Here is a 13,111-nt window from a genome sequence, read left to right on the forward strand (position 1 = left end):
TCAGGCTCCCGACCAGGCGATGAAGCCGCTCAGGTCTCGAAGTTGGGCCATTTCGTTGATCAATTGACCGGAATCGGCAATTGCCAGTTTCCAGTCCCCATCGGCCCATTGCAAAGGAAGGACCGCGTGCCCAAGCATCCCTTTGTCGGTCTGAAAGGCGAGGTCAACGTTTGCTGCGGAAGGTGAGTAACTCTTGATTACGAAGCCGCGAAATTGAACGGTTGTGTTCGACGTGGACTTCGTCGAGGAGTCTGCCCTAGCGATATCCCGGCCCGGCCCGGGCATCAAGAGCTTGTCTGTTGCTTTCCGATTGAGGACAGGATCTCCAGAGGAGCCCAAAGCCAAGATGTTGGCGGCCGCATATAGGGCACCAGTTGGGGACTTCGCGAAGCATGATCTGAAGCCGTCTTCGTCTGTCACGCCCGGACCGAAGGTCTTGGGCTCGGTGGGTGCCGTCATTTTTCCTACAAGTTCCCACTTGGATTCAGGCGCTGCCCCCAGCGCCGTTTCCGTGCTTGAGGGCAGTCCGCAGACGCTTTTGCCAGCGGCAGCGTGGGCGGTGGGGCTCGTTGTGGCTGAGCTGCCGGGCTCCGCCGTCCCGGGGGCCGGTCGTGCGTTCCCCTGCCCTTTGGGGAGCAGAAAGATGACGACGGCTGCTGCAATCAGCGCGACCACCAGCGCGGCAGCAATGATGAACCCGGGTTTGGTGAACGGATTGCTTTCGGTGGTGCTCTCTGTTGACTGGCTCATGCTGAACCTCCCGTTGATAATGCTGGCTTAGACGAAGGCGCGAACGATGCCCGAGGCACCGGTGATGATGATGCAGCCCATCAGGACCCAGCCGAGCTTGCCGATGGCTTGGGCTCCTTCGCCGCGCTGGAGCTGGATCACCATGCCGATGCCGACGATGATGACGCCCAGGACGCCGAGGACCAGGCCGATGCCGGAGGCCCAGTTCAGGATCGTGAGCAGGCCACCTGCCTGTGCCGGGACGACCGGGGTGGGGTTGGGGATGACGCTTCCGTCAAGTACAGCGAAGGGGTTCATGGTGAGACCTTTCAGTTGGTGGTGCCGGGTGTTGTGTCGGTAGCCAGGGCGGCCAAGTCGGTGATGAAGCGTTGGTAGTCGCGGGGCGGCGGCGTTGTGGAGTCCCCGTGCCGCCAGGCCTCGACCCAGGGCAGTGTCCAGAGCCGGGGCGCTCCCCCGCCGACGATGGCGGCGAAGTCACGCAAGGGTCTGGGAGTCTTCCCCGGTGCGTCCGCCAGGACGGCGAGGCCGAGCAGATTAAGCTCGGGTGCCGCGCCTGATGCCCACTGCGTCAGCGCGCTCTGTGCAGCTGTCAGCCCGCGAATGTCTGCACGGCAGGCCAGCAGCACCCGCGGTTTGCTGCCGTCCTGGAGGACTGGCCAGCAGTGATCGGTGACGCGCGCCCCTTCGAGAAGGTCAGCGATGCGGCTTTCCCCGGAACCCCCGTGGGCGCCGGTGACCCACAGCGCTGCGGAGCCTGAGACCGTGCGGCGGGCCAGACGGTCTGCAGCGTCCGGTTCAATCACTCCCCTCAGCGGCGCTCTAATCACTGCCGCGGGCGGCAGGTGCGCGTCCTGTGCCTCCTCCTCCGCGTTGTCGGTGGCGGGGCTTGTGATCCAGGGGTTCAATGTCTGTTGCATGGTTGCCACCTTTCAGAGTCCATTGGTGAGTGGTTCAGAAGCCGGCGGCGACGGCGGCCGCGGCCGCGAGCCATGCCCGCTGGGTGGCTGGCTGTAGGGCTTCATAGCGGATGGGGCCGCTGACCAGGGCCGGATCGTAAGGAATCCGGACGACGGCCCGGACGAACGGTGCGAAACCGTCCGCGATTCGCCGGGCCTCGTCCCTGGCCCGCTTCAGGGCATCCCCGCTCATGCTGCGTTTGGCGTCGGTGGATTCCGAGACGATCACGACGGCGCCCCGTGCCAGCTCCGCGTCGTGCCCGCCCCGGGATTCCAGGGTCTGCAGGGTCAGCCGGGCGGCTTCGGCGCGGTCCTCGATGGCGGTGACCGGGACGACGAGCTGGTTGGTGTGGTCGATCATCCGCCGCCAGTTGGCGGCGCGGGCGGTGTTGCCGGAGTCCATGACCACGAGCCGGTAGTAGCGGGTGAGGACCTGGTGGGCGATGTCGACTTCCTCGGCGGTCACTTCGTGATCGCCTTCCTCGTTTTCATCCGAGCGCAGGACATCGAACTTGTCGGCGGTCTGGTGGTGGACGAACCTGGCGATTTCGGCCGCGTTGGTCGAGGGCGAGAGCAGGGTCTGGGAGGAGTCGATCAGGTCCAGGACGCTGCGGTCGTGGGCGCCCTTTTCCGTCCGCCATCCGAGGGTGCCCTGGGACTCGTTGTTATCCCACGCGACCGTGGCGGCCCCGCTGTAGCGGGCAAGGATGGCCGAGAGCATCACCACGGTGGGGGTCTTGTTCGCCCCGCCCTTGCGGTTGACCACGGCAATGGTCCGCGGGCCGGGCCAGTGCTGGCTGACTGTTCGGATGTCCTCCCGCTCGGAGACTTCTTCTTCGGAGGGGTCCATCCGGAGCCCCAGCCGGGTCAGGGTGCCGCGCCAGCCCTGCGTGGCCGGCTCCAGCACCGGAGCGCTCACCAGAAAGGACGTGTCTTTCAGGCTCCGGCGCGTCGGGGCTCCCCCCGCGGCCAGGGCCGCTGCGGGGGTGGGATTCATGGTCGTTCCTGTCGTTGCTGTGGTTCCGAGGGGTGCTGTCGCTTCACCCTTCGGCGTGGTGTCCGCCGGGGCGGCCTGCGGCTGGGCCGGTTCCATCGGTGCCGTCTCAATGGCGGCCGGCGCCACGGGTGCGGCGGTGGTCGTTTGGGCCTCGGCCCGGCGCCGGGCGGGCTTGGGTGTGTAGCTGACGGATTCCTTGCTGCCGTCGGGGCTGACGATGAGTTCGCCGTGTCCTTCGGGGTCATCGATGGCCACCCGGACGGCCCGGTTCAGCGTCCTGGCTTCCCCGACCACGAGGGCCAGGACGTTCTCGCGGAGCTGCTGCAGGGACTCTGCCGACGCCACGGTGCGGGAGTTCCCTGCCACGACGACTTCGGCGGTGCCGTTGTCACGGACGATGGCCTGGATCCTGGGGAAAGCCAGTACCTCTGTCGGGGTCAGACCCATGGGCTTCTTCCTCTTCTCGAGCGGGGTGGTTTGGTTTAGCGGGAAGCCGGCGGCGTGAGCCGGTTGACCTTCCAGGTGGCGCCTTTGGAAGTGCGCAGCAGCTGGAGCGTGTAGTGGCCGATGTCGGTCGGGACCGTGACGGTGACGCCGTATCCGTTGGTTTCATCCACGGCCAGCGTCGCCGGCCCGGTCACCCGGGAGACGGGGATGTTGGCCGGGTCCACCGTGGAGTAGTCGGCCGTGGCCTGCGGGGTGAGCCAGCGGGCGAAGTCGTTCGCCCACTGGGTGGCCTCTTCCTTGGGGCGGGCGTAGTCGGCCATGGCCCGGGTCGCGATCTTGGCGGCCTCGGTCTTGCTCTCGTCATCCCAGGCGATGCCGGAGGTGGGCGGGACGGTCCCGCCCGGGGCCTGGGACCTGCCGCCGGCACCGAGGGAGGGAGCCACGGATACCACTGCGGGAGACGTGGGGACGAGCTGGCGTTCCGGACCGCCGCCGGTGGTCGCCGTAGGAGCGCACGCCGTGCACAGAAGTACGGTGGCCAGGGTTGTCAGGGGTCGTTTCACTTCTGCTCCTCCGAGCCCGGCACGTATAGGAACGCGCTGGGCACCTCGTTGTTCACGGTCCGGGTGTAGTACTTGTGGTCCTCGGGGGCCGGGTTGCCGTTGTAGCCCTCCTCCAGATAGGTCCCGTCGGCGTTGACGGCCTTCACGACGGCGACGTGGCCGTAGGTGGGGTCCGCTCCCCCAGCTCCCGGGGCGTACCAGACGACCGCGCCGACCCGCGGCGCCGGACCGGTCGGCCAGCCGCGGGCGTTCCATCCCTCCCGCCAGGACAGCGCCGAGCCGAGGTTCACTCCGTCGGGGCGGAATGTGCTGTTGAGGATCCTGTAGGGGGCCGCGGTGCTGCCGAGCTGCTGGTTGACCCGCCACAGGGCGAAGTCGACGCACTCACGGTTGAACATCCCCAACACGCTCGGCTGATAGATCGCGGCGGTGGCCCACGGCAGGTCATCGTCCGCGCCGGAGGCGCCGGGAACCGCACAGCCCGTGCCGGTGAGGGGAAACTTCGCGTCCGAGAGCGCCTGGACGATCCTGACTGCCGGGTCCCAGTACCGCCGGTAGTGATACGGGTCCGCGTTGCGCTGGACGCGGTTCGCTGCGATCGTCGGTTCCAGCAGCTCCCAACCGTCGACCTTCTGGAGGGCCTTGACGAAGTTGGCCGCGCTGGTCGACGGGTTCATCCGGTCCGCGTAGGAACCCCAGACGCCGTTATCCCGCTGCTGGAACAGACCCCGGGAATCCGGCCCAGCCGCGTCGCCGATATCCAAAACCCGCAGGCCCGACTCCCCCAGGGCCACCATCACACTGACCATCTGGCCCTTGGCCGACAGGTTCAGGGACTTGCCCGCATTCATGATCGCCGCAGCGTTCCTCACCTGCTCAGATGAGTACCCGTCGACCTTGGTATCGGCGCTGATCGAGACGGAAACCGCGGGGCTGCAATCGGCCGCTGCCGGTGGCGACCTGAAGAGCAGAACGATCGACAAGGCCAGCCCCAGGAACATCGCTGGCACCAGCAGTGCCGCACCGATCGCTAGCCCTTTCGGCTTCATTCTTGCTCCCCTCTCGGCTCTCTCAACGGACTAGAAGCATCATTTTTAAAATGATGCTAGCATCACCAAAAATACGTTGATGCTTTTTCAAGTTGCGACGGTGCGTGAGAATTGACGAATGCCCCGCATCTACAAGCCGCTCCCTGCGCCGCCTCACGAGGCCGGAAGGGCTTTGAACGTGTTCAACGCCAACACGCTGAGAGCGGCTGTTATCAGGGACCTGGCCCAGCATCTTGACGGCGACACCACCGGAAATATCGCTAAACGTATCGGCGTGGACTACAGGCAGGTCTACGCGCATATCAAGACGCTTGAGGCTGAAGGGCTCGTCTCCGCCGCAGGCGAAGCTGGGGCCCGCAGCGGGCAACGCGTTCACTACTCCATAGACTTGGCCAGGCTGCGGGCGCAGGGCCTCATCTACATGAGATATCTGTCGGGAGAATAAGCGCTCAATGTGGCCGCATTCGAGACGGCGGGCCACCCCTTCAGCCTGTAGATCAAGGGCGTGGGTAAAGAGATTTGGGCCCATGTGGGCTGCGACCCGAGTGCGCATCTGAGGTGCGGTCGCCGCGGAGGTACAGCCCCTACTACCCCCCAAACCTGTCGTAGGGGCCGCACCTTTAGTGCCACTCAATGCGCATGGTCAGGCCGTAGCGGGCGCCTAGAGCATGTCATGCCCCTGAGTCTACTGAAAAAAATTCAGTAGTGAAAATTTTTCAGTCCGTCGGGCGTTTCTTCTCGTGCCTGGGTGGAAGGTTTCGGAGTGCTTCAGTCACCGCGCGAAGGGCGTCGATGTTCACTTCTCCCAAAACCCGCGCTGCGAAGTGTTCTACCTCGGCGATGCGGTAAGCCTCTATCAGGCGGAGTTCAGCCTCGACGCGCTCCGGGATGGGACCGCTTCGCTGAAGCAGGTAGTTCTCGTCAACGTCAAAAAAGTACGCAAGTGCCTTCAGTAGCTCCGGATCCCAGCGGTTATCAGGGGAACCGGCCAGTAGCCGATGCCAGCGCGTTCTGGTGAGCGTGAGCCCCTGTTCCGCGAGACCTTGTCGAACGTCTTCGTACGTGAAGCTGGCGGCGTCTTTGGCATGAACGATGTCCAGAAGAAGTTGGATTTTCGACGCGAGAACCTCTTTATCGCTGCGAGGATCTATGGGGTTGTCGTTCGAATTCACGCGTGATCCTGCTCCCGGCCAACCAGGGCGGCCACATCCCGAGGGAAGCGCTCTGCCACCGGTAGCAAAGTCACAGCCCTCCTTCTAATTCCGTCATCGTTGAGACCCCCTGTGAGGCCTTGGCGGCTTCGTGGAGTGCCACGTGAAAATCAACCGACAATGAGAGTATATGAGGCTCCGAATGCGACTACACCGGTTATGAACCCGGCAATGACCTGAGGAGCTGAGTGATCCCGGAGATAGACCCTGGACCAGCAGACAAGCGGGGCCGCCACGACGAACGGAAGACCGAGCCAGCCGAACATCAGTACCGCTGACACGGTCGCGCCGCCCAACGTCATTGCGTGGCCCGATATCTTCCAGATCGGGCTGACCAGAATGAGGGCTACAATCCCGCAAAGAATCCCGCCAATTAGCCCCCAGACGGGCTGGGGTGCCCCGATGACGTCGAGGATTGCGCAGCCAAGCAGTGACGAGCCCAAGGTCCAGAGCATGACCGGGCGGCGTTGTTTCTTGTCTCCCACGTGGTGGTCCGTCAGCTGGCCTTTCTTGGCAAGCATCAGTACGACAGCAAATGGCACAAGGCAGATGCAGAGTGCAGCGATAATGCCCGACCAGATAGAGACCGCCCACCGGTCACTCAGCAGAGAAGCCAATATCAACAGGAGGGACAACACCAAGGGCGGCTGCGCAATCTCGGTTGCGGACCTGGCCACACGCCCAACGGCTGTGGAGGACCTCTCTGCGGTGGTTCGGGTCGTGGTTGCTGCTGTCACTGAGGTGCCTTTACCGGCAGCACCGATTCCAGGGAACCGACGCCGCCATCAAATCGGGCTTGGACCGCGTCGAGGACACGGCTGGCAAGCATAGGTGTGGATCGCCCGGAGAGAACGACCTTGTGATCGCTGGAGCGAATAACGTACTCATACAGGCGCGCGGAGGGGCACGTGTCGTAGAAGCTGCTCGCAATGCCTGCCAACCACGCTGCACGGGAGTGCCCCCAGTAGGCTCTCCCCAGCGTGGCTGTAAGAAAGACCAAGGCGACCCGGTCCCAAAGCTGTAGCCGGCGCCACGCCTTAACAAGCGGGGGGATGCCCAGACCGAGAGAGGTGAGCAGAACCCCGCCGTAGAACAGCGGACTGAACAGGGCGTACAAAGCCTGATGGAGATAGGAACCGCCCACATCGATGTGCATGGCGGTCATGTACGCGATCTCTTCGAAGGAGGCGAGTGCGACCATCGCCATGCCGAATGCGACAACCCGGGAACTCACACGGACGGGCAGGCTTTCCTGAGGCCGGAGGCAAATGCGAAGGACGGAAACAGCCAGCAACGCCAAAATGCCCATGTAGACGCTGGCATAGATGAAGACCGGCAGCTGCTGGACATTTTCCGGCACGTAGCTCAAAGTCGTCGGAACGAACTGCTGGAACAGGAATGGAACCGTGATCACAACTGTCCCCAGGCCAGCAGCAATTGGGCCGTGGCTGAAGCGGATTCGGTACTTATCGTCAGGTGAGTAGGCAGCGAAGATTCCCTCCCGTACCAGCCAGACGGCACACGTGACACACATATTGCGAACAAGGTGCAGAAAGTTGACGCCGCCGAGAGCAGCGTCCATGGATTCTTCGGGTAAGACGACGCCCGTAAAAAAGAGGCCGAGGACACCGATCCCGATCGCACCAACAAAGGCCGTGGAAGAGCCCCACCGAGCGGCAAAATACAGGCGAAAAACAAATACCGTTGCCAGGATCCAGAACGCAGCAGCGATCATAGGCCAAACACTCGCTCGGCCTTCGTGGCCTCTTTCATGGGCGTGGCATGCAGAACCTGCGCCAGGCCAAAGGCCAATCTTTCGGCTGCAGCCTCCGCCTCGTCTAGGGGAACGTCCACTGCACGGCACATCCAGCTGACACCGTTCCGCTTACCGATACCGGAAAAGAAAGACCCTGCGATAAGGCCGTCGAGAGGCTTCCCCTTATGGCCCAAAAGGATATGGCTAAGTTCATGCAGAATGACGTGAACACTCCAAGCCTTGGCACCACGCAAGTAACGGACGATGCCATAGCCGGGAGTATCGAGCCACTGGCCAGTGACACCTTCTCCAAGGCTTTCCACTGTGCCTTCCTCGAAGATCAGACGCTTGCCGTACTTCTCTTCAACCGCGTACACCACGTCGCCCAGATCCGGGTACGCCGGAAGATTCAAGGTCTCTATGACGTCCGCGGTCAGTGCGGCCTGTTCCATATCTAAGCTGCTCCGGTAATCAACTGAAAAAATTTCAGTAATGTGTACTATGAAATCAGCGCCAGACGCGCCTTGGCAAGGAGCCACCCTACCAAGCTTCCGAAAACAGCAGCAGTCAAAGAAGGAACAGGAATCCCGATGACCCAGAACTGGACACCTGAGCAGCAATGATCGAGACGCGTTTTGAGCGAGGTCATCGGGAAGCGAGCGACCGCCCCCGCGCAACTCGTCGCTCATCAGAAGGCAGACATGGTCGTTGAGGTTTCGTGCGGCCCCGCAGCGTAGACGCTACTTTCGGCGCGAACCGCATATCCGTCGACATCCGCGCCACCGAGGGCAATCGACGGCCAGACCCTGTAAGCGGCTCGTCACGGCGTCGCCTACCCGAAAGGGAATGGCAATGTAACGAAGGCGACACGCCGAGTAGTTACAGTAACCAAATCCGCTTCCAGCGGTCCCCTGAATGCTAGGTTCGGAGGAACCTAAAACAGTAACTAAAACCTGTTGAGGGGTACGAACGATTTACAGCACTGAAGCCAGTACAGGTAAAGACAGTCTGTACGAGATTCAAAGGACATGACACATGACTGCTGTTGCACATCGGGGAGGCGGGCGCCCCAGTAAGGGCCTCCGCAAATACATTGGCTTTCGTGTGCCTGCCGAGATGGCCGACCAGGTCGCGCAGGTGGCCGAAGCGGAGGGCGTCACGATCACGGACTACGTGGCTTCGGTTGTAGCAAAGCAGCTTGAAGTCGATCTGGAGCGTCACGACCACCCTAAGTTTCAGGAGGAGCTGCCCATTGGCCGCATCGCCTCTTAAATGACGAAGGCCCGCACGAGGCGGGCCTTCTAAGCATTTGACTCACTACCTTTTTTGCTTGCCGGCGACGAGGTAGAGAGTCCTTGAGAATCAACTCGGGCCTTGCGGTCCGGGCATCTTCCTATCCCTTGAGAGGAATAGCATCATCGTACCCCACGAGATGCGCGCATGCACAGACTCACAGAGTTCGGGCGCGCCGCATGCACTATGCCGTCCTGCCGAAGCCTGGGCCGCACTAGCTCTCTTGCTTGCCGGGCAGCCTCGCATGCGCCTTTCCCGCGACGGCGGAAAGTCCTACCCGCAAAAACATGAACGAACCCTAACGCCAGCGCTTCCGGCCTTCCCCGCTGCCGTCCGGATCTTTGGCAAGGACGGCACGTGCGCTGCTATTTTCCTTGACTTTGACTCGTCCGTTGCTGGTGTTGACTGGGTCGAAGCCGATGTCCGGGCCGTCCAGACCTGGCTGCACTCGGTCGGTGCGCGGTGGATTGAGGACTACTCCCCCAATGGCGGCCGGCACGTGTACATCCCGCTCGAGCAGCGGGTTACTTTTTCTGAAGCGCGTGATCTTGTCGAGGCGCTGGGTACCCGGTACCGGAGCCTGGACAAGACCCCGCACCAGAACCTTTTGCATGGCTGCATGCGCACACCCGGATCCCCGCACAAGCGCGGCGGCCACCAGGAACTGGCGATGTCGTTGTCGATGGCCTACGACGTTGCCCGGCGGCCCAACTCGGCCACCGCATGGGCAGCGATGAAGGCCGACTTGGCGGGGGAGATCACCGCGGTCAGGGCGCTCCGACTGGAAGGCGCGGTCACACCGGCCACCGCCGAGACGTCCCGATTCCAGCACCCGGCCGGGCGGATGTCCCGGGCCATGCAGCTGATGGCCCAGACGGGGCTGTACGACACGAACCGGTACGCCTCCGATTCGGAGGCACGACAGGCCATTGTCACGGGGGCTGCGGCCGCCGGGCTGGAGCTCGTCGACGTCGAACGCCGGATGATGCAGGGGACCTGGCCCGGACTGGCATCTTTCTATGCCCGCTACGCCTCCCGGCACCGGGTTCCGGCATTGCGCAGGGACTGGCTGAATGCGATCGCGTATCTGAGCAAAAACGCCGGGACCAGGGACGGAAAGAACAGTGCCCGTATTTCCCCCACAAGCCAGCCAAATACACAGCCCCCCGTACTGCAGGGAAATCCGATCTCATCAAATCCCGATGGTGAGCATCGGTTCATCCGGACCTGGCGAAATGCACTGCGGTTGAAGGAACATGCCTACACCGAGTCAAGGACAGGGCTGGCCAGGAGAATGGTGCTGAGGTCGTTGGGGGAGGCAGCACACATGACGGCGTCCAGGTTCATTGAATTCGGTGACCGGTCCATCGCGGTGGCCACCGGCCTCGACCACACCACGGTCGGATCACACCTCAGAGCCCTGCGCAACGAGAAGGACCCGTTGGTGACCCTCGTTGAACGGGGCCGCGGTACCAAGGGAGACCTTTACATGCTGACCGTGCCGGAGGAGGTGAAGACGGCGGCTGAAGACTTGACTTGGCGGAAGGGGAAAATCCACGCGCTTCGGCCAGTTTTCAGGGAACTGGGACTGCCGGCGGCCTTCGTGTACGAAGCACTCGAGCACTCCCCCGGCCTGTCAGCATCCGAGATCGTAAAGCTGACCAGGCTTTCGAGGACAGCTGTCAGTGAGGCGCTTGAGGTGATGGCCGCCTGGAACATGATCGCTCGGAACCATGCACGGGCCTGGTCGGTGGTGGCATCGACGTCTCTGAAAGACCTCGCCGAGCACTTCGGGGTCATGGAAGCTGTCGCGGCGCAGCTGCGGCGCTACCGGATCGAACGGATCCTGTGGAAGGAATGGCTGTCCAAGAACGTCAACACCGTCGCCGAGCTCCTCTCCCCCGGTGAGGACTATCCGTGGGAGGCTTTCGAGGGCCCACCGGACGAGTGGGCCCTGACGGACATGGCGTTCACACAGGCAGGATGATCGGACCAAAACGAAGGCAACAAGTCTGGCAGTCTGGTAGTGACGTACTCTGTCAGTCTGTGAATAACGTACTTACAGAGCATTAGGGTCCTATCCCCAGGAGTCAGGTCCTCCTGGGGATAGGAACGGGGATTTTTTAGGCCCGTGGGGCCAGGCCCAAGGCAACGCGGAGCTCATCCTCTGTAGACCCCACCAGTTCCTTCTGGCGCTCCATCAGCAGGTCCACGGCAACGCGGATCAGCGTGTTATCGGTGATCCGCTCCCCCTTTTCCTTGCGGGCACGTTGAACCTTCGAAGCGAGCGCTGTCAGCTCATCAGCCTGGTCTGCGTGCAGCCGCAATTCCTTACGGACCAGATCTGTGTAGTGGGTATGGCTCGAAACAACGGGTCCCTTAACTTCTTGTATCTCTTGGGTCAAAGGGGGCTGCACCAGGGCATTCTCGAGCCTGGGCGCGACCTCGGACTCCACTCCCCCATTTGTCTCAGTTCGTGCAGGCTCAGCAGCCGGCGCAGGCGTGGCAACTTGTGCTGTCGAGGGCGATTGTGAGCCATTATGCAATGCAGCGGCCTCATGGACAATGTGCAGGACGGGCGCATCTCCACCTAGGTCAATGGGAGGGGCTTCTTTGATCTCCCGGGTCTGGTTGGCAAAGTTCTTGAATCCACCTTTGAGCGCCATCGAGGTCAGCCCTTCCTGGTCTTGGCCCAGAGACTAAACAGCTCCAGGGCGACGTCTTTGTAATCCATAGTTGCTTTCTCGGAGTTGCGGGTCTTCTCGTAAGAAGTAACCACCGTTCCGTACATGGGTGCCCGCTCGTGTGCTTTATAGGCTCGAACAAACGAGTTGCATACGAGGATCCCCTGCTCTCGCAACATCTCCTGTGCATCTAGTGCATCTTGCGGGGAACGCGAATCGGCTTTTGTGACGACGACCCTGTAGTCCCGACCGGAGGGCTGGACTATCTTCTCGAATGTGTAGACGAGAGGCAGAAGGGCCAAAGGAGTTGCTTCTGTAGGCATCACAATGAAGTCCGACTGGCTAACGATGGCCTTGAGTACCTGAATGTTTTCCAAGTTACCGGGGGTATCGACGAAGACCGTGTCGTAGTCGAGATCGCGCATTTGTGTGAGCGCTTCCGGATCCGTCTCAGTCGCGACGTCGAACTGCAGCTGTTCCTTTTCAGGAAGTTCCTCTGCATTGGTTGCCCACATCGTTACTGACCCTTGCGGGTCGGCGTCGACGACGAGCACTTTCGAGCTCTGGGCGGCAACGGCGGCAAGATTCATCACCGTGGTGGTTTTCCCGGCGCCGCCTTTTTGGTTGACGACAGCTACGACCCTCATGAGTGCTTCCTTAAATTTGGTTTCCATGGCACTCGGACCGACGGCGGATTGGGACCTCACCAAAGCTTCACAACCCGAGAAAATGGGTCAGCTCGATCAAAGGCAGAGAACATCTGTATCCACGTCGCCGGCAAGCGCTACGCCAAAATTACCAGCCCCACTCCCCTTCAGTCGGAAGAAACGCCGTAGACGCACAGAGTCAGTGACTTCGTTTCTCTGTAACTCTGTAACTCTGTACTTCTGTATCACCCTAGGCATCTGGTGGGCTCAACAGACCACTCCCCCGCGATTCAGTTCAAGGCCAATGAATCGCGCCCGACAGCTATCCGCCCCCTGACTACAAGGCCACCGAGCACTTTTAGTCACGTTCTGTTGGAACTTGGTGGACATAGGGGCACGGAGTCGTTTGACTTTGCTGGCCTACAGACTCCCGGAGTTCGTGACTTCCGGGGTCCGGAGTGTCAGGGTCCAGGGTGGGCTGAGGTTCTCAGCAGGACCTCTGAATTGGACGGGCCTACAGACTCACGGACTCACGGACTCCCTGTGTTGCCGGGCGGGCGTCCCTGGCGTTTGGCGGTTCAGGGTTGGCCGGCGCGGTTTGTACAGAGTCCGGCAGTTCCGTGAGTACGGATATGACAGAGTGACAGACTTACGCGGTCCGGAAGTAGCTCGCCGGGACTGCATGGTCGGCGCCTGAAGGGGGTAATCACCGACTCTGTGACTCACGTACAGACAGACTCCCGGAGTTCGTGACTTCC

15 protein-coding genes are annotated in these 13,111 nt (G+C 62.0%); 3 read left to right on the top strand and 12 right to left on the bottom strand.

The features are described from left to right. Genes AC1DFR_RS18400 through AC1DFR_RS18425 form a run of 6 tightly spaced genes read right to left on the bottom strand, consistent with a single transcriptional unit; the run spans position 1 to position 4,762 of the window. The gene (locus AC1DFR_RS18400) at positions 1-750 is read right to left on the bottom strand and encodes a DUF8175 domain-containg protein (RefSeq protein WP_476874133.1); all 750 of its coding nucleotides are present in this window, start codon (positions 748-750) and stop codon (positions 1-3) included. 27 nt (positions 751-777) lie between these two features. After that, positions 778-1,047 carry an integral membrane protein gene (locus tag AC1DFR_RS18405; protein WP_028275338.1) on the bottom strand — a complete coding sequence of 90 codons (270 nt, stop codon included), beginning with the start codon at positions 1,045-1,047 and terminating at the stop codon, positions 778-780. Positions 1,048-1,058: 11 nt separating this feature from the next. Further along, the gene (locus AC1DFR_RS18410; protein WP_476874134.1) at positions 1,059-1,667 is read right to left on the bottom strand and encodes a DUF6668 family protein; all 609 of its coding nucleotides are present in this window, start codon (positions 1,665-1,667) and stop codon (positions 1,059-1,061) included. Between the two features lie 34 nt (positions 1,668-1,701). Beyond that, positions 1,702-3,150: a MinD/ParA family ATP-binding protein gene (locus tag AC1DFR_RS18415; RefSeq protein ID WP_476874135.1), complete on the bottom strand. Its 1,449-nt coding sequence runs from the start codon at positions 3,148-3,150 to the stop codon at positions 1,702-1,704. A 35-nt stretch (positions 3,151-3,185) separates the two neighbouring features. Then, positions 3,186-3,713, bottom strand: a complete 528-nt coding sequence (locus AC1DFR_RS18420; RefSeq protein WP_476874136.1) for a hypothetical protein — start codon at positions 3,711-3,713, stop codon at positions 3,186-3,188. Next, positions 3,710-4,762 (bottom strand): CHAP domain-containing protein, encoded by a 1,053-nt coding sequence (locus AC1DFR_RS18425; RefSeq protein ID WP_476874137.1) that lies wholly within the window; start codon positions 4,760-4,762, stop codon positions 3,710-3,712. The genes AC1DFR_RS18420 and AC1DFR_RS18425 overlap by 4 nt, the downstream gene beginning before the upstream one ends. A gap of 118 nt (positions 4,763-4,880) precedes the next feature. Between AC1DFR_RS18425 and AC1DFR_RS18430 the strand changes: the two genes are divergently transcribed. Then, the gene (locus tag AC1DFR_RS18430; protein WP_476850962.1) at positions 4,881-5,207 is read left to right on the top strand and encodes a helix-turn-helix domain-containing protein; all 327 of its coding nucleotides are present in this window, start codon (positions 4,881-4,883) and stop codon (positions 5,205-5,207) included. Between the two features lie 271 nt (positions 5,208-5,478). Here AC1DFR_RS18430 and AC1DFR_RS18435 read toward each other — a convergent pair whose 3' ends face one another. From AC1DFR_RS18435 to AC1DFR_RS18450, 4 genes are all read right to left on the bottom strand, one after another. Continuing rightward, on the bottom strand, positions 5,479-5,934 hold the full coding sequence (locus AC1DFR_RS18435) for a hypothetical protein (RefSeq protein ID WP_476874138.1): 456 nt from the start codon (positions 5,932-5,934) through the stop codon (positions 5,479-5,481). Between the two features lie 149 nt (positions 5,935-6,083). Then, complete coding sequence (locus tag AC1DFR_RS18440) at positions 6,084-6,710, bottom strand: hypothetical protein (RefSeq protein ID WP_476850960.1); 627 nt, start codon at positions 6,708-6,710, stop codon at positions 6,084-6,086. Next, positions 6,707-7,708 (bottom strand): hypothetical protein, encoded by a 1,002-nt coding sequence (locus AC1DFR_RS18445; protein WP_476874139.1) that lies wholly within the window; start codon positions 7,706-7,708, stop codon positions 6,707-6,709. Before AC1DFR_RS18445 ends, AC1DFR_RS18440 begins: the two co-directional genes overlap by 4 nt. Further along, positions 7,705-8,181, bottom strand: coding sequence for a hypothetical protein (locus tag AC1DFR_RS18450; protein ID WP_476850958.1), 477 nt, complete (start codon positions 8,179-8,181; stop codon positions 7,705-7,707). The genes AC1DFR_RS18445 and AC1DFR_RS18450 overlap by 4 nt, the downstream gene beginning before the upstream one ends. A 583-nt stretch (positions 8,182-8,764) precedes the next feature. Between AC1DFR_RS18450 and AC1DFR_RS18455 the strand changes: the two genes are divergently transcribed. Both AC1DFR_RS18455 and AC1DFR_RS18460 read left to right on the top strand, forming a co-directional pair. Continuing rightward, a complete protein-coding gene (locus AC1DFR_RS18455) occupies positions 8,765-9,001 on the top strand; it encodes a hypothetical protein (protein ID WP_116768077.1) in 237 nt (78 codons plus the stop codon). Between the two features lie 265 nt (positions 9,002-9,266). Beyond that, positions 9,267-11,009: a MarR family transcriptional regulator gene (locus AC1DFR_RS18460; protein WP_476874140.1), complete on the top strand. Its 1,743-nt coding sequence runs from the start codon at positions 9,267-9,269 to the stop codon at positions 11,007-11,009. A 136-nt stretch (positions 11,010-11,145) separates the two neighbouring features. On the opposite strand, the gene AC1DFR_RS18465 is transcribed toward AC1DFR_RS18460, so the two are convergent. Both AC1DFR_RS18465 and AC1DFR_RS18470 read right to left on the bottom strand, forming a co-directional pair. Continuing rightward, positions 11,146-11,688, bottom strand: coding sequence for a hypothetical protein (locus AC1DFR_RS18465; RefSeq protein ID WP_476874141.1), 543 nt, complete (start codon positions 11,686-11,688; stop codon positions 11,146-11,148). Positions 11,689-11,693: 5 nt separating this feature from the next. Beyond that, positions 11,694-12,353 carry a ParA family protein gene (locus AC1DFR_RS18470; protein ID WP_476850955.1) on the bottom strand — a complete coding sequence of 220 codons (660 nt, stop codon included), beginning with the start codon at positions 12,351-12,353 and terminating at the stop codon, positions 11,694-11,696. Between the last annotated feature and the right edge of the window lie 758 nt (positions 12,354-13,111).

The sequence above is a fragment of the Arthrobacter sp. 05T410 genome (assembly GCF_056396505.1).